Raw genomic sequence first — 16,732 nt, forward strand, 5'->3', positions numbered from 1 at the left:
GGGGCCGGTCACTCCGTGGCTTTCTCCTTCTTCGTCGAGACAAAACTGGTCGCAGAACCGACCGGACAACAATGGGCGTTTCATGCTCTCCTGGGTGATCGATACGTCGCTGAAGAACCGCTGGGGCGTCGTGCTGGGCGCGGTTGCGTTCGCGTGTGCGGGAGTGCTCTCGCTGCGCGAACTGGACGTGGACGCCTTCCCGGACACGACCCCGGTGCAGGTGCAGATCAACACCGCCGCGCCCGCACTCGCGCCCGTTGAAGTGGAGCGCCAGATCACCGCGCCCATCGAGCAGGCGCTCGGCGGGTTGCCGAAAATCAAGCAGATGCGGTCCGTGTCCAAGTTCGGGCTGTCACAGGTCGCGATCACGTTCGAGGACGGCACTGATATTTATTTCGCGCGGCAAGTGGTTACCGAGCGCCTCAACTCGGTGAAGCTTCCTGTCGGTCTGAACGCGCCGCAACTCGGACCGGTTTCGACCGGGTTGGGCGAAATCTTCCACTACGTCGTGACCGGTAAGGGCGACGACGTGACCGAGCTGCGCACCATCCACGATTGGGTGATTCGCCCACAGTTGCGCACGGTGAAGGGCGTGGCCGAGGTCAATTCGTGGGGCGGGTACGACAAGCAGTTCCAGGTGCGCATCGATCCCGCGCTGCTCGTGAAGCACGGGCTGACCTTCGATCAGGTCACGAGCGCGATCCGCGAAAACAACCAGACGGTCGGGGGCGGGCTCATCAGCCAGAACGGGGCGTCCCTCATCGTGCTCGGATTGGGCCGACCCTCGACCGTGGAGCAGATCAAGGGCATTCAACTCGCGGCCCGCGACGGGGTGCCGATCAAACTCGGGGACGTGGGGGACGTGAAAGTCGGGCACGAGGTGCGGCGCGGGGCGGTGACTGCTGACGGGCGCGGAGAAGTCGTACTCGGGCTGGGCTTTCTCACGATGGGCGAGAACAGCCACGAGGTGACGTGGCACCTGAAGAACCGGCTCGACGAGGTGAAGAAGACGCTCCCGCGGAACGTGGACGTGAAGCCGGTGTACGACCGCACGGAGCTGGTCGATTACGTCATCGACACGGTGCGCGCGAACCTGTTCGAGGGCGGGTTGTTCGTCATCGCGGTGCTGTTCCTGTTCCTCGGCAACCTCCGCGCCGCGCTCATCGTCGCTCTGGCGATCCCGCTCTCGATGCTGTTCGCGTTTTCGGGGATGTTCAAATTCGGAATCGCAGCGAGCCTACTTTCGCTGGGCGCGATCGACTTCGGGATGGTGGTCGATTCGAGCGTGGTGATGATCGAGAACTGCACGCGGCACCTCGCAGACGCGCCGAGCGGCAAGGACCGGCGCGAGATCATCCGCGACGCGGCCGTCGAAGTGCGCAAGCCCACGCTCTTCGGCGAACTCATCATCCTCGTCGTGTACCTCCCGATCCTCACGCTCGAAGGAACGGAAGGGAAACTGTTCCGGCCGATGGCGCTGACAGTGATCTTCGCACTTCTCGGTTCGATGCTCCTTTCGATGACGCTGATGCCCGCACTCGCGAGCCTGCTCCTCCCTCGGCGCGCGGAGGGGCGCGAACCGCTCCTCATGCGGGCAATCAAGGCCGTGTACCTGTTCGTCTTGCGGATCACGATGAAGCAAAAGGCCGCGGTGCTGCTGTTCGCGGTCGGGGTGCTGGGGGTCGCGTTCGGAATGGTGGCGCCGAACCTGGGTTCGGAGTTCGTTCCCCGATTGTCCGAGGGGGCGCTCGCGATCAGCGTCGTTCGGCCCGCGGGTACCGATCTCGATGCCTCGATCCAGATGAACACGCAGATGGAGAAGGCCATTCTCGCGGCGTTCCCGGACGAGGTCGAGCACGTGTGGTCGCGGATCGGGACCGGTGAAGTTGCGACCGACCCGATGGGGATCGAGCTCACCGACATTTACGTTACGCTGAAACCGCGCGCGAAGTGGAAGCGCGCCAAGACGCAGGCCGAACTGACGGAGTTGGTCGGGAAGGAACTGCGGTTCGTTCCCGGGCAACAGCTGTCGTTCCAGCAGCCGATCGAGATGCGGATGGCCGAAATGGAGACCGGTATCCGCGCGGATCTGGGCGTTCTGCTCTACGGAGACGACCTCGACGTGCTCAAGGCGAAGGCCAGCGAGATCGAGCGCGCGATGAAGGACGTGCCCGGGGTCGCGGACCTCGCGGTGAGTCAGTTGACCGGCCAGCCGGTGCTCCAAGTCACCGTGAAGCAGGACCAGATCGCGCGATACGGTGTGCCCGCCCGTGCGGTCCTGGACCTCATCGAGTCCATCGGCTCGAAGCCGCTCGGCGAGGTGACGGACGGGCCGTTCCGGTTCCCGCTCGTGGTACGCTTGCCCGACCACTGGCGCGAGAGCCCCGAGTCGATCGGTGCGATTCAACTGCCCACGGCTACCGGCGAGCGCATCCCGCTGTCCCGACTCGCGGACATCCGCACCGTCGAGGGGCCGTCCACGATCACGCGCGAGTGGGGGCAGCGCCGGATCAGCGTCACCTGCAACGTGCGCGGGCGCGACCTCGGCAGTTGCGTGGCCGAAGTGCGCCAAACTCTCGCGGCGAAAATCGCGCTCCCGCCGGGCCGGTATCACATCGAATATGCCGGGCAGTTCGAGCAACTTCAGCGCGCGCGCCTGCGGCTGATGATCGTGGTGCCGGTCGCGCTGGTGCTCATCTGCGTGCTACTGTTCGCCACTTACGGCACGGTCGCGGACACGCTCCGCGTGCTGACCGGCATCCCGTTCGCCTGGGTGGGCGGGCTGTTCGCGCTGTGGTTGCGCGACATGCCGTTCTCGATCTCGGCCGCGGTCGGGTTCATCGCACTCTCGGGTGTCGCGGTCCTTGATGACATGATTCTCGTGAGCTACGTCCGGCACCTCCGCGACCGCGGGCGCACGCTCGAAGAGGCCGTCGAAGAAGCAGCCGTGACGCGCCTGCGCCCGGTACTCATGACGGCACTGGTCGCGAGCCTGGGCTTCGTCCCAATGGCGTTCAGTACGGGCATGGGGTCGGAGGTGCAGCGCCCCCTCGCCACCGTTGTTATCGGCGGCGTCATCAGTGCGATGGTGATGTCGCTCCTCGTGCTCCGCGTGTTGTACGTCGTCTTCCAGTTACCGGGCCGGAAGTCGACCGCGTCGAATGAACCGGAACCGCCCGCTACGGGCACTTCAGGAGGCTGAGCCGATGGTTACTGCATGGATCAAGGCTTCGATGGCGGGTTTGCTCGTCGCCGGGTTGATGGTCGCGGTGGGCTGCACGCAGCCCGCCACGCCCTCGCAGGCGCCGCCGAAGAAGGACGACGAAGGTGGTCACGGCTGGTGGTGCGACGAGCACGGCGTGGTGGAAGACGAGTGCAGCATGTGCAGCGATAAGGTGTACGATGCGGCCAAAGCAAAGGGAGACATTTGCCTGAACCATCCCAAGCGGGCGAAGAGCCAGTGCTTCATCTGCAACCCGGAACTGTGGGAGAAGTCCGCCGCGCGCTACAAGGAGAAATACGGCAAGGAGCCGCCCGCGCCGAAGGACAATATGCCGACGAAGAAGTGAGTTCGGTTGAGAGCGTGTTCAGAGAGCAGAAGACAGATCAGGGGCTCGCTCAGACACAGTGCGACTCTGATCTTTGCCTTCTGTTCTCTGTTCTCCGCCCGGTCTCACGTTTGCATCAGTATACCCGCGATGGCCGCGTTGATGAGCGTCGCGAGGAAGCCAATGAACAGCGCCTTCATTCCGAGTTTGGCGAGATCGGCCCGGCGCCCCGGGGCTATTGCGCCGATGCCGCCGAGCTGAATGCCCACCGACGCGAAGTTGGCGAACCCCGTTAGCGCGTAGACCGCGAGCATCCGCGACCGGTCCGTCAGCGGAACCGAGCCTGTTTGCGTCCACTCTTTCAGCGTCAGGTACGCGACGTGTTCGTTTACCGCGAGCTTGATCCCGAGCAGGCTCCCCACGCGCTCGCACTCCGCCGGTTCCACGCCGAGCAGGAACGCGACCGGCGCGAACAGCCAGCCGAAGATCGTTTCCAGTTTCAACCGGTCCGGCCACCAGTCCAGGTCGGCGGTAATGAACCCGAAGCCGAGATTGCGTTTCAGCCACGCGCCGCACCAGCCGACGCCGGGCTTGATCTCGGCCAGGACGATATCGAACAGTGCGATGAACGCGATGAACGCGATCAACATTGCGGCCACGTTGAGCGCGAGCCACAACCCGTCCTTCACCCCGCTCGCGGCGGCGTCGATGATGTTCACGTAGGGCGTTTCGACCGCGATGGGCGCTGTGCCGGCGGTCACGGGTTTGCCCGCTTCGGGGTAAATCAGCTTCGTGAGGTAGAGGCTGCACGGGCACGCCATCACGCACGTACAGAGGATCGCGACCGGGTCCGCACCGTAGCTAATGTACACCGCCATCATCCCGCCGCTGATGTGCGCCATACCGCTGCCCATGAGCGCGAGTAGTTCGGACTTGGTCATCATCGGCACGAACGGTTTCACGATGAGCGGGGCTTCGGTCTGGCCCATGAACACGTTCGCGGAGACGGACAGCGTTTCCGCGCCGCTCGTGCCCATCAGGTACATCATCGCGCGGGCCATCAGGCGCACGAAGAACTGCAACACACCCAGGTAGTACAGCACGCTGAAGAACGACGACACAAAGATGATGGGCGGCAGCACCCGGAACGCGAACACGAACCCGGACGGGCCGTCGACCTTCGCGAGCGAGCCGAACACGAATTCCGCCCCCTGATTGGACGCGGTGATGAGCGCCTTGATGCCGGCGCCGACCGCACGGAGCACGTCCCCGACCCAAATGAAGTTCACCCACCGGCTCCCGAACGGGTCCGGGTGGATGATGACAATCGCCAGCGCGAACTGCAGCCCGATCCCCCACAGCAGCGTCTTGCGACTGACCGACTGCAGGCTGTTCGAGAAGAGCGCCGCGAGGCCGAGGAAGCACAGCACGCCGCACCCCGCCTGAACCCGGCACGCGACTTCGGGCCGGTCCGCGACCGCACTGCGGCCGAAGTACGCGACCGCACCGACAATCACTATCGCACCCAGGATCGCGAGCCGCCACGTCCACGGCGTCGGCGGGAGCGCGACCTCCGGCGGTGCCGTGTTGGTGTCCGAATCGGTCGAAGTCGTGGAACCCGGCGCAGGCGCGATCATGTGAATAACCTGACGTGAAACGGCGACCCCGCCGGGATCGCCGGTGAACAGACCACTTGCGCTGGGAGAGGCGTGCTACGGCTTACTGGCCAAACAAGTCCTTCAAGATCTTGTCGTCGTCCTTCGGCAGTGCCCACAGATTCAGCGCGAACCCGGCCCGCTGTTCGGTCTTCGCGTGGGGCAACTTCAAGATCACGAGCCAACCGCCGGCCTTGGTCGGCACGAAGCGCCACGAACTCCCCGCGGGTGCGCCGGCGGCTTCGATCAGCGCCGTGCGGTCGCCGTCCGCGGAGAGCACGACGCGCGCGGTCGCGGGTGCGGTCACTTCTTCGGATTTGAGGTCGAGCAGGATCGCTTTACCGGTCGAGTCGTAGAGGCGCGGGTCTTTGACGGTGATCCCCGCGAGGAACCACGCCTGCGAATCGCCCGGAATTGTCAGCTCGAACTTGCGCCTCAGTCCAGCAACCAGGGAACTCTTGAGAGGGGTCGGCGTTTCAGACACCGCGAGTTCCGGTCCCTTAAACGTCTCATCGAGTCGGTAGCGGAACGTCGGCTTGCCGTCTCGGTCGAGGCTGTAGCCATCGAACTTCACCGCCATCGGACCGTCGTAGACGCGGGCGGGTTCGAGCGGCAGCGGGAGACCGAACGCGGGATTGTTCGCGCGTGCGAGGTAGTCCGGCGGCGCCGCGTCGGGCTTCGTCAGCCCCCACGGGTGCCCCGGCGGGGCGGTCCAAAACTTCTGGCCGAGCAACTTCGCCGGGCTGCCGCCGCGGTTCGCCCATACCGGCGATGCGTCGAGGAAGTTCCCGCCCCAAGCATACGCGGTGCGGCACTGGTCCGCACTGAACGCGACCGACACGTACCCCGGGTACCCCACCGCGACGGCCTTGCTCCCCGCGTCCGGCATGAACGTGCGGAGCACTTCCGTCCGGTCCTTCACCGCGATCACGACGCCCTTCGGTGGTTCGAGCCCGTCCGGGAGCCGCAAATTCGGCCCGAGCGCGAGGTAGGCCCACATCGCTTCGGCTTGTAAGTGCGGGCTCCCGTTGAAGACGGTAGAAAGCGTGGATTTCCCGTCCACGAACGCTTGGGGCATCCTGGTTCCCGGGGCCATCCGAAGGGGCTGACTCAGCCAGCGCTCGTACCACTCGTAGCGCACGCGCTGGTTGATCGTGGCGAGATCGGGGCCGCGCGTGCCGGTGTTCGCGATTCCGGCAATGTCGTGACACGAGATGCAACCGAGTCCGCCTTTACCGATGATTTCGCGCCCGGCCGCGGCTTTCGCCGCGGTGAACTCGACGACGTGAACCTTGTCGTCCGGCGCGGTCCCTTCGAGAGCCGCGACCGCTTCTGGGAGGAACCCGATGTTCGGTTCACCGTACTGGGGCATCCGCAGTTGCATCCACGGTCGCGCGCGGCCGCTCTGGGTCAGCACGGCCTTCAGCCAACTGGTTCGCGTTTTGTGACCGACGCCGGTGAGTACCGGGGGGCGCACGTCGTCCGCGTTCTCGGCTTTTTCGAGCTGCCGCATTTGGTCGGCGAGTTCGGTCGGGATGCCGCCCTCGCCGTCGCGCTGGTGGCAGTTGAGGCAGTTGAACCTGCGGAGCGCGACACGGGCTTGGTACGCGGGCGCGGGTGCTCCACCGCCGTCAAATCCCGCCTGCACGAACGCGGCGATGTCCTCGCGTTCCTTCGGGTCGAGCTTGTACACGGGGGCTTTTGCAGCGTCGGGTTTCTCAGCGATGCAGCCCGTTGCACCGGCTTTTTTGACCCGTTCCAGTGTGGGTACCGCGTCCGTTTGTAGCGGCGGAATCGGTTTGCCACCCGGCTCGATACTGTGGCAGTTCACGCACCCCTTCGTGAGCGCGAGTCGAGCGCCGAGTTCGGTCCATTGTGCCTGTGTCTTGAGTCCCGCAAACCGCTTCCGTTCTTCGGGAGTGATCTTCGGGAATACGATCGGGAGCAGAACCTCGGGGGGCTCCTTCGGCTCGGGTACTTCGGGCTTCACGTTCTCGTCGGGCACGCGACACAAGTACCGCGCGATGTCGGTGGCTTCGCCCGCGCTGAGGTTCATGTTCGGCATGCGCCCGTGCGGGTTCGTCTTGAGCGGGTTCTGGAGGTACGCTGCCAGCGATTCCGGGCGCGTCTTACTGCCCAATCCGCCGAGGCCGTACTTCGGTGTGGGGCCGCTGAGTGTGCCCAGACCGTACACGAAATCCACCGGCGCGAGTGGCTCCTTCTCTTCTTCGTCGTCCTTCTTTTTCTTGGGGAGCGGGTCCGAGTGGCACGCCGCGCACCCGGTCACGCTGTACAGCACGCGCCCGCGTTCCATGCTCTGTTTGATCGGGTCCGGTGGAATGGTCGGCAGCTTGTACGTGTCGAGTGGCTTTCCAGACAGTGAGACGAGGTACTGCGTGACCGCGAAGCGCTCGGCGGCACCTGTGGCGTCGTCGCGGAAGGTCTTCGGCATGGTCGTGTGGGCGCGGAGCTTCGCGGGGTCTTCGAGCCAAGTGTAGATCCACCCCGGGTACGCGCGCTTTGCGATTTCGGTCAGGTTCGGCCCGGTGTGCTCCGTAAGTGTTTTTGCCATCTTGTCGTCGGCACTCGGGCGGTGGCACTTCACGCACGCGAGTTCCTCGAATTTGAAGCGCCCGTGTTCAAGGGCGGTATCGGTCGCGAACTGTTTGGGCCGGTCTTTTGCGAGGTGGCCGAGAAACTGGTTCGGCAGCGGTTCTTTGATGAATCCCGATCCTTGCCAGAACAACTCCACGCGCGCCGTCGGTTCGGTTCCGCGCACCAAGCGTGCTTCAAACACCTGAACCCCGCCCTCCAGATTCACGATATCTGCCGTGGTCCCGCGTGCGCTGGCGGACGCGACTTGCTTCCCGCCCACCTTCACCGTGAGTGTGCCCCCGTGGACCGTGGCCGAGAACGTGTACTTCCCCGCGCGCGTGACGTTGATGTACCCGGTCCATTCCGCGACCGCGGTAACGGGAAGTTTGGGGTGAGCGGACTCGCCCGCGTTCAGCGCGAGAGCGACCGTTGGTTCGAGTCGCGTGACGGAAGTATCCCGGGCGGCCGGGGCGTTCGCGGCGCTGCTGTACGTTGCGATGAGGCCGGGTTTCAGGTCCGCGGGTTCAATCGCGCGGGCGACCGGCGCCGGGAGCAGCGCGGCGAGCGCGAGGAGGAAGTGGCGATATCGCATGTGGTGGCGGGTACAGGTTTGAGGAAGGCCGGGGAGCAGTTGATTATCCTGATGACGGTGGCGGTCGCAAGTGGAAACGCTAGGTTAGCCGCGACCGAAAAAGAGCCGCGCGAGGAGCCACGTCACCATGTTCGATCTTTCCGCTGTTCAGGCCGCGATCCGCGAAGCCGGTTTCGACGGCTGGCTGCTGTACGACTTCCGCGGGCTGAACGTCCTCGCCCAGAGGGTCGCGGGTGTCGGCCCCAAGTTGTCGCGCCGGTGGTTCTACTTCGTCCCCGCGACCGGCGAGCCCAAGAAGTTGGTTCACGCCATCGAGCCGAGTTCACTCGACCACCTGCCCGGCGCGAACAAGACCGTCTACCGCAAGTGGCAAGACCTCGAAGCCGGGGTCGGGGCGCTCGTGAGCGGGGCAAAGCGCGTCGCGATGGAGTACAGCGCGCGGAACGCCAATCCCTACATCGGGCGCGTCGACGCCGGCACCATCGAACTCGTGAAGTCGTTCGGATGCGACGTGGTCGCGTCGGGTGACTTGATCCAGCAGTTCGAGGCGGTGTGGGACGAGGACCAGGAGAAATCGCACTTCGAGGCCGCGAAACTGTGCCGCGAGGCCTACGACGTCGCGTTCGGTTTCATCGCGAGTGAGATCAAGGCGAAGGGCAGCGTTCTGGAAACCGTCGTGCAAGCCCGCATCATGAAGCACTTCGCGGACAACGGCATGACGACGTACAGCCCGCCGATCGTGGGGGCCGGGCCGCACAGTGGCGACCCGCACTTCGATACGGCCCCGGAGACGGATGCTCCGATTCAACGCGGCACGTGGGTGCTCATCGATCTGTGGGCGAAGATGAACCGCCCGCGCTCGGTGTACGCGGACTACACCCGCACCGCGTATGTGGGTGAGGCGGTGCCGGAGCAGTACACGAAAATCTTCAACATTGTGGCCGCGGCCCGTGACGCGGGGATCAAGAAGGTGAAGGACACCTTCGCCAGTGGAAAGCCGCTACTGGGTTGGGAAGTGGACAACGCGACCCGCGCTGTAATCGAGAACGCCGGGTACGGGGAGTTTTATACCCACCGCACCGGGCACAACATCGGTCAGGAAGTTCACGGCAACGGCGCACACATTGATGGGCTCGAAACGCGCGAGGACCGGCGCGTCATTCCGCGAACCTGTTTCAGCATCGAACCGGGGATTTACCTCCCCGAGTTCGGCGTGCGGAGCGAAGTGGACGTGTACATCGACAAGGACGGCAAGGTCCACGTTACCGGCGGGGAACCGCAGACGGAAGTACACCGAATTTTGGTGTAACCACCACGGCGGGGGTACCGCGATGCGGGGCGCGTCGGCGCTTTTGATGCGCTTGCAGAGCCGCGTCCACAATGAAGATGCCGATGGCGGCCCACACACACGCGAACGCGGCGATGTTTTCCGGCGTGAGCCGGTGCTTTTCACCGAGCCAGATCACCGCGATCAGCATTTGCGCGGTCGGCGAAAGGAACTGGATGAAACTGACCGCGAGCAGCGGCAGCCGGCGCAGTGAGAGCGTGTAGGTGAGCAGCGGAACCACGGTCACGATGCCGCTGAACGCGATGAGTGCGTTCAAGCCCCAATCGTTCGCGGACATGTGGTTTTCGCCACGAACCGAGAGGTAGATCAGGAACCCGAGTGACGCCGGGAGCATCAGGAGCGATTCGACCGTCAGCCCCGTCATGCTTTCGACCGGGGCCTGCTTCCGCACCAACCCGTACACTCCGAATGTGATGGGCAGTGCGATTGCGATCCAGGGCAAGTAGCCCACCGCAATGCACGGGATGGCGACGCCGATCACGACCAGTGTGAGCGCGGGGTAGTGCGCGGGGCGGAGGCGCTCTTTGAGGTAGAGCGTGGCAAACGCCGCGTTCACGAGCGGGAGGATGTAATACCCGAGGCTCGCATCGACCACGCGCCCGGTCACGGTCGCGTAGATGTAGATGAGCCAGTTGGCCGCGAGAAATAGGGCAGAGCCGAGGAGCGTGAGAACCAGTTTCCGCGAGCGCAGGACGCGAAACACGTCGCTCCAGCCCGCTACAGCCATCGTCAAAACGAGCATAATCGGTAGCGACCACGCGATTCGGTGCGCAAGGATCTCCCACGCGGGCACGCCGAATTTCGCGAGCGCGGCGAAGTACAGCGGCACCATTCCCCACCACAGGTACGCGACCAAGCCGTAAGCGAGGCCGGACCGAAACTGCGCCGCGGTCGGATCGGACACCGAAAACCTCCCATGTGGACAATCAACTGGCGCCAGTCAGCGCCCAAAGTGGCGAACGGTCGGCACGAGCCGACCGTGTGGGCGATTCTTGTCTGTTGGGCGAACCGACATTGCGCCGCCTGCGCTCAGACGGCTTATACCAGTGGGTTGCTGTGTTGTTGCAGCACGCGCCCCAACTTCGTGTGGAAGTGGTGGGCGCCGTTCTCGCGTTTCACACTGAACCGCCCGGTCCTGTAACTGCGGCTGTGCAGGTTCCGCTGCACTTCCTCGCACACGCCAATGTCTTCGATCTGCACCTGCTCCGCGACCTCGATACTTTGCCGTTTGAAATCGTTCGACAGTGATTCGGCAAAGTAGAAGTCGAAGATCACGCGGCAGCGGTCCTCACCGAGTGGCAGAACCAAATTGGTATCTAGCACGCCTTCGTAAGAATTCAGCATGAAATTCGGGTACAGCCACCAGTAAGCCGCGTCGCCGGTTCGCGTGCGACCCGCGTCACCGTCCGCGGGCTTGGTTGGGGCACTCTGGAGCACTGCGTTCCCGTCGCAGGTCGTGCGGTACTTGGTGTAATCGAGCGACCCTGCCAGTGCCGGGTGAACCGTGTTCACGTGGTAACCACCGTCGAGATAGTTGTCGGCATACACCTTCCAGTTACACGCGAGGTCGTAACTCTTTCGCGCGTACCACTTCAGGTCACCAAACACCTGTTGCGACTCGGCCCACGCGGGTAACGGACCCAAGAACACCGTCAACGGTTCGCGCGGTTCGGTGAGATGGACCCAAACGAACGCGCCCCACTCTTCAACAGCAATTGGCGGAAGGCCGTTGTCCTCGCGGCGGAACTCCTGAACCCCATCGAATTCCGGCACGCCGCGAAGATTACCACTCAGGTCGTAGGTCCAGCCGTGGTAGTGACAGCGAAGTTTCTTCACCGTGCCGCATTCGTCGGTACAGAGCCGGGCGGCACGGTGACGGCACACGTTGAAGAACGCGCGCAACGCACCATCTTCTCCGCGAACGACTAACACCGGTTCGCCGGCAATGTCGGCGGTGAGGAACTGCCCCGGTTTTGCGACCCGCTCGCGCAAGCCCACCATCTGCCAGGTGCGAGCGAACACGGCGTCGCGTTCGAGGTGGTACACGTCCGGTGACGTGTACCAAGTATTGGGAATCGTGCTCCCGCGCTCCAGCGGCAGGTCGGGATCGAATGCCGCGAGTAGACTGTGAAGTGTACCGGTCGGCATGGGGCACCTTACGAGAGGTGTCGTGGAGGTACAGAAGAGCGCACATGACTTCCGCCCTGTGCTACAAATGCCGGCCCCTCCGGGGCGGAAAGGCATTGGGAGTCTTGATCTTCGCCCCGGAGGGGCTGTCTTCCGTAGCACAGGGCGGAAGCCCTGTGCATCCGCTCATTTTTCATCAAACAGCTTGCCCAGTTCCAATTTCACGGGCGGGAGCTTCGTCGCGGGGCCTGTGCCGTAGGCGAAGTGAAGGACGCGGTCGCCCGGCTCGAACACCATGCACTGGAGCGTGTGAGTTCCCTGTTGCACCTTGGCCAGTTCCGCGAACACGTCCTTCACACTCAACTTCGGTGCATCTTTCTTTTGAAGGGGCAGAAGCGTGTCGTACCGCTCACACTTGTTGTCCACGCACAATTTTTCGCTGCGGAAGTGATTGGTGCAGCAGCACACGCCGTTTTCGTGCGTGCGAACTTCCAGGCTCTTCGGCGTCATCTCGAACACCGCGCCGCCCGTCTTGTCGCAAATCGTCATGCAGCAGGTCGAAGTGCGGGGCATGTTCCGAAGGAACTTCTCGGCCTCGGCGACCGTGCTGCACTCTTCCAGCACGCGCCGGAAACTCAGCAGCAGTGGAGTACCTTTCCAGTTGAACTCCTGGTTACCTTTACTCTGCTTGATGCTGATTTCGTTGATGGTGACGCACAATCCCGCGTCGTTCATACCGCTAATCACGCCCTCGATTGGGGCGACCGTGACCGCGGCGAACGCCCGTTTGCCCTCGCCCTTGTAGACGACGACGAGCGTGTGCTCGGTGATGCCCTTCGTGGGAATCCAGTCGAAGTTGCGACCGAAGATCGGCGAGCCCGTTTTGCTCCGGTCCTTCTCCACAATGATCGTCGAGCACCCCATGCCGCTCGTGAGGTCCGCGACGGTGTTCGCGAACAGCAGCAACCCCTCCTCGCGCCCGGACGCCTTCGCCGCGGCTTCGAGTTCGGTGGCGATGTGCGGAGGGAAGCTCGGCTTCAACCGCTTCGCCATGATCTCGATGAACGGGTACTTTTTCGTTTGTCCCGCGTCTTCGAGAAACTGTGCGTGGAGCTTCGTGAGATCGGGCGCGTTCGCGACCGCGAGTTTGCCGAACTGCTCGCCCATCTCCGCCGGTTTTCCCTTCACCACGAGCACCGGCACTTTCTCAACGTACTTCAGTTCGCCCGCACCGTGTTTCGCGGCCGGAAACGATTTCGGCTCCTCCGCCCGCGCGACGGGGACGATGGCAACGAGCAGCGCGGAGAGCAGGAATCGCTTCATACCGAGTTCCCCTACGAAATGACTCAAATGGTGACACGGCCCGGGAGCTGTGCCACCAGAGTAGAATAATCTCCGTTACATCCAGTTCCGAGAGCGAATTGCGCGGTCCGGACCGGAACTCAGCTCTCGTTCGGTTGAGCGGTGCGCCCGAGCGACACATCGAAATCGGTAACGAGCGGGAACAGCATCGAGAAGATGGCGAACCCGAACGCGGCCCCGAGCATGAGGAACGGGATGAGCGGGTCGCCCGATTCGTCCGTGCCCGGTTTCCCGCCGATCAGAACGTTCACCACGCAGTAGAACATGGCGAGCGGGCACATCACACTCGCGATCGTAAGCGCGGTGGCCGGGCGGTCGGCGCTGAGCACGTAGAGCAGCCCACCGATACCGAGTACGAGGAACGAGATGAAGCTGAACCACTGGTTCCCGAAGCTGCCGCCGTTGATGACGATCAGGTAGATGCTAATCAGTGTGCCGACGGAAAGGAAGAACACGGTACCCAGCGTGTGCGCGATCGCGAGCCGACTCTGTACGATGCGGAGCGAGACGTGCAACCCGAGTGCGACCGCGAACCCGAACAGCACGAGCAGCGCACCGCACACTGCGACCAGCGGACCGAAGTTCGCTGCGAGGGCTTCGCCCGCGGGCGTTTCCGACGGCGTGCGCGTGAGCGCGCCGCGGACCGCGTAGAACCCCGCGAGCAACAACGGTGGGATGATGTACTCCTTCGTGTTGTACAGCACACCGAATAGCTTGCCGAAGACGAACTCCCTTGGCGAAACGTCCGTTACGAGCAGCACGTCCAGCGCGCCGCCGTCGCGCTCTGATGTGATCGAAGTGACAGCTTGCGCCGCGACGAGCAGCAGGCTCAGCACCGCGACCGGAACCAGTCCGTAAGCGGCGGCGAAACTGGGGCGCCCGCCGGGGCGGTTCAACTCACTCACGGCGAAGTATAGGATGAGCGCGAGCACGATTCCGAACGCGAACTTCACGAGCAGCGGGCGCCGACCGTAGGCGAGAGTGCGGATCTCGCGCCACAAAATCGGGTTCGGCCACACCTGTCGGATCTCGCCCGGTGCCGCGTGCGCCTTCGCGCGCTTCTCAGCAGCGATCGACTCGTCCGATTCCGGGTCTTCGGTCGCCGAGGAGCCCTCGCGCTGCATGATCGGTTCGCCGCTCGGGTTCCATTTCCGCAATTTCCAGATGCCCACGCCGTTCAGCGCGGCACACAACACGAACATCACCAGAAGGAACCCGTAGGCCGGGGCCAATCCCTGCCAGCCGTCGGTGGGCGGTTCGAGTACCGATTGCATCGCAATAAACGGGTCGAGCCACGCCTGGGCACTGGCCCAATCGACGCCACTCGCGATAAGCGGCCCGACCGAAGTGACCCCTTGGGCGATGCAGACGTACAAAACCAGGAACAGCACGGAAAGCGCGAGAGCCTGATACGTTTTCTCGCGCCACAGTGCCACCAGCCCGCCGAGCGACCCGGCCGCTACCGCCGACGCGAACAGCACCAGCACCGCCTGGAACACCTGCTCGGGACTGATCCCGCCGAGCAACAAGAGCATTGACAACACGGGCGCGCTGACGAAGAGCAGGATCAAGATCGGCAGCAGCGCGCCGATCAGCTTCCCGAGCACGATTTCGTAGTCGCGCATGTCCGTGAGCAGCAAGAGTACGAACGTCCGGCGGTCTTTTTCCTGCGAAACGGCACTCGCGGCCGAGAGTGTTGCGAAGAACAGTGTGAGGAGCAGTTGCACGAACGCGACGATCTGGAACAGGAGCAACCCGACGTTCGCCGTTTCGCCGAGTGTGGCGTCGCGCGCGAAGCCGATTGTGGCCTGCCAGGTGGTGATGCCTAAAATGCCGAGCAGACCGATGAGTGCCATGCGCTGGGCGTAGTGCCCACTGCGCCGCGGCACGGTCACGAGTTCCCGCGAAAAGATCGGACCGAGCACGCTGAACCTCCCGTCCTGTGGCGGACCCCGCTAGCTTATCATCAAAGACCGCAGCGAATAGCCTTCGCGAACCTTCTCGCACCCGGAAGAATCCGTCCCGTATGAAAGTTATCTTCTTCGCGCTGAACGGGTGCCCGGCCGGGTGGTTGGGCGCCTACGGCAACGATTGGGTCGGCACCCCGCACCTCGACCGACTCGCGTCCGAGGCGGTCACGTTCGACCGGCACATGAGCGATTGCCCCGAACCGACCGCCGCGCGCCGCGCGTGGTTGGGGGGGGAACCTAACCCCCCGGCCCCCTTCCCTGAAAAGGAAGGGGGAGCAGAGTCAACCACAGTTGGCACTACACCCGTATTGCCTTTGGTATTAAGCCCCTTCCTTTTTAGGGGAGGGGTTGGGGAGAGGTCGTTTTCGAGTCTCACCAAGACCATCCTCGTTCGTGCGAACCACCCCGATACGGACGCCCCAGACTGGTTCTACGCCGGGTGGGACGAAGTGTTCGACGCCCGCCCGCAAGCGGACGATGATTCTCCGCTCGATGAACTTCTACGCGCATTTCCCGCTATTCTCGACCGCCTCGCAAACGTGCCCGATTTCCTGCTCTGGATCGAAACGGACCGGCTCATTCCACCGTGGGACGTGCAGCAAGACGTGTTTGAAGCGTACTTGGAAGACGAGGAGGATTCGGGCGAGCGCGATGAGGAACCGACTGAGGACGAACAAACCGATGCGGGAGAGGAAACCGCAGAAGGCGAAACTGGGGAAGAAGATGAACCCGAAATAGATGACGATCCCGAACCGCTGAATCCCGATCCTCGCCCCCCGGTGCGCGAAGAGGAACCTGTGGCACCGTTCGCGGACCCGCCGACCGGACCGTTCGACCGGAGCGACCTCGATGCGTGGGACTGGCTGCGATGCACGTTCGCGGCCGTCGTGACCAAACTCGATGCGGAACTCGGTGCCCTCTTCGATCACCTGCGTGCGCGCGAACTGGGCCAATCGGCGACGTGGATCGTCACATCGGACTTCGGGCACCCGCTCGGCGAGCACGGGCAAATCGGTTTGCACCGCCCCTGGCTCCACGAGGAACTCGTTCACCTGCCGCTACTGATGCGCCTTCCACAAGCGGAACAGGCCGGGCGGCGGGTCTCGGGCTTCACACAACCACCGGACGTGTTCTCCACACTTCAAGCGCTCTTCGGAATCGATCCGCCCGCTAGCACGAACGGCCTCAACCTGCTCCCGCTCGCGCGCGGGGAAGCGGAATCGGCGCGTGCGTTCGTGTGTACGCGACTCGAACTCGGTGACGCGACCGAGATCGCTATTCGCACCGAAGACTCGGCCCTGTTGGTTCCGACGCGCGCGCCCGAAGGCGATTCGTCGCGCGAGCCGCTGCTGTACGAGAAGCCCGACGACCGCTGGGAAGTGAACGACATCCGCGCACGAAATATCGACCGCGCCGATGAACTGGAAGCGAAGTTACGCGAAGAACTGCAAAGCGAGAAATCGCCACGGATGAACACCGAAAACACGGATTAGGACAAAAGACGGATTGGTTACAAAAAGGCAGAGAACGGTGTG

10 protein-coding genes are annotated in these 16,732 nt (G+C 63.7%); 4 read left to right on the forward strand and 6 right to left on the reverse strand.

Features of this window, described 5'->3' with window-relative positions:
* The first annotated feature begins 82 nt into the window (after positions 1 to 82).
* Complete coding sequence (locus J8F10_RS02305; protein ID WP_210652273.1) at positions 83 to 3,202, forward strand: efflux RND transporter permease subunit; 3,120 nt, start codon at positions 83 to 85, stop codon at positions 3,200 to 3,202.
* Between the two features lie 4 nt (positions 3,203 to 3,206).
* Entirely contained in the window at positions 3,207 to 3,569 is a 363-nt protein-coding gene (locus J8F10_RS02310) for a hypothetical protein (RefSeq protein ID WP_210652274.1), read from the forward strand.
* Positions 3,570 to 3,673: 104 nt separating this feature from the next.
* Here J8F10_RS02310 and J8F10_RS02315 read toward each other — a convergent pair whose 3' ends face one another.
* Both J8F10_RS02315 and J8F10_RS02320 read right to left on the reverse strand, forming a co-directional pair.
* The gene (locus tag J8F10_RS02315; RefSeq protein WP_210652275.1) at positions 3,674 to 5,185 is read right to left on the reverse strand and encodes a NupC/NupG family nucleoside CNT transporter; all 1,512 of its coding nucleotides are present in this window, start codon (positions 5,183 to 5,185) and stop codon (positions 3,674 to 3,676) included.
* A gap of 82 nt (positions 5,186 to 5,267) precedes the next feature.
* Positions 5,268 to 8,390: a c-type cytochrome gene (locus tag J8F10_RS02320; protein WP_210652276.1), complete on the reverse strand. Its 3,123-nt coding sequence runs from the start codon at positions 8,388 to 8,390 to the stop codon at positions 5,268 to 5,270.
* A 127-nt stretch (positions 8,391 to 8,517) separates the two neighbouring features.
* Here J8F10_RS02320 and J8F10_RS02325 point away from each other — a divergent pair, with 127 nt between their 5' ends.
* Entirely contained in the window at positions 8,518 to 9,699 is a 1,182-nt protein-coding gene (locus J8F10_RS02325) for a M24 family metallopeptidase (protein ID WP_210652277.1), read from the forward strand.
* On the opposite strand, the gene rarD is transcribed toward J8F10_RS02325, so the two are convergent.
* The 4 genes from rarD to J8F10_RS02345 form a co-directional block, all read right to left on the reverse strand.
* Positions 9,653 to 10,642: an EamA family transporter RarD gene (gene rarD / locus J8F10_RS02330; protein WP_210652278.1), complete on the reverse strand. Its 990-nt coding sequence runs from the start codon at positions 10,640 to 10,642 to the stop codon at positions 9,653 to 9,655. The two genes, J8F10_RS02325 and rarD, sit on opposite strands and share 47 nt — an antisense overlap.
* 134 nt (positions 10,643 to 10,776) lie before the next feature.
* Positions 10,777 to 11,886, reverse strand: coding sequence for an aromatic ring-hydroxylating oxygenase subunit alpha (locus J8F10_RS02335; protein WP_210652279.1), 1,110 nt, complete (start codon positions 11,884 to 11,886; stop codon positions 10,777 to 10,779).
* A 165-nt stretch (positions 11,887 to 12,051) separates the two neighbouring features.
* The gene (locus J8F10_RS02340; RefSeq protein WP_210652280.1) at positions 12,052 to 13,188 is read right to left on the reverse strand and encodes a C45 family autoproteolytic acyltransferase/hydolase; all 1,137 of its coding nucleotides are present in this window, start codon (positions 13,186 to 13,188) and stop codon (positions 12,052 to 12,054) included.
* 119 nt (positions 13,189 to 13,307) lie between these two features.
* The gene (locus J8F10_RS02345; protein WP_210652281.1) at positions 13,308 to 15,152 is read right to left on the reverse strand and encodes an ABC transporter permease; all 1,845 of its coding nucleotides are present in this window, start codon (positions 15,150 to 15,152) and stop codon (positions 13,308 to 13,310) included.
* 101 nt (positions 15,153 to 15,253) lie between these two features.
* Between J8F10_RS02345 and J8F10_RS02350 the strand changes: the two genes are divergently transcribed.
* Entirely contained in the window at positions 15,254 to 16,690 is a 1,437-nt protein-coding gene (locus tag J8F10_RS02350) for a sulfatase-like hydrolase/transferase (RefSeq protein ID WP_210652282.1), read from the forward strand.
* Positions 16,691 to 16,732 lie beyond the last annotated feature (42 nt).

Origin of the sequence: Gemmata palustris (assembly GCF_017939745.1) — a bacterium.
GTDB classification, from domain to species: domain Bacteria; phylum Planctomycetota; class Planctomycetia; order Gemmatales; family Gemmataceae; genus Gemmata; species Gemmata palustris.

What these genes read in the sequence shown, in the direction of transcription:
- J8F10_RS02350 (WP_210652282.1), top strand. Translation starts at nt 15,254, where the DNA reads ATGAAAGTTATCTTCTTCGCGCTGAACGGGTGCCCGGCCGGGTGGTTG.
- J8F10_RS02315 (WP_210652275.1), bottom strand. Translation starts at nt 5,185, where the DNA reads ATGATCGCGCCTGCGCCGGGTTCCACGACTTCGACCGATTCGGACACC.
- J8F10_RS02335 (WP_210652279.1), bottom strand. Translation starts at nt 11,886, where the DNA reads ATGCCGACCGGTACACTTCACAGTCTACTCGCGGCATTCGATCCCGAC.
- J8F10_RS02310 (WP_210652274.1), top strand. Translation starts at nt 3,207, where the DNA reads ATGGTTACTGCATGGATCAAGGCTTCGATGGCGGGTTTGCTCGTCGCC.
- J8F10_RS02305 (WP_210652273.1), top strand. Translation starts at nt 83, where the DNA reads ATGCTCTCCTGGGTGATCGATACGTCGCTGAAGAACCGCTGGGGCGTC.
- J8F10_RS02325 (WP_210652277.1), top strand. Translation starts at nt 8,518, where the DNA reads ATGTTCGATCTTTCCGCTGTTCAGGCCGCGATCCGCGAAGCCGGTTTC.
- J8F10_RS02320 (WP_210652276.1), bottom strand. Translation starts at nt 8,390, where the DNA reads ATGCGATATCGCCACTTCCTCCTCGCGCTCGCCGCGCTGCTCCCGGCG.
- J8F10_RS02340 (WP_210652280.1), bottom strand. Translation starts at nt 13,188, where the DNA reads ATGAAGCGATTCCTGCTCTCCGCGCTGCTCGTTGCCATCGTCCCCGTC.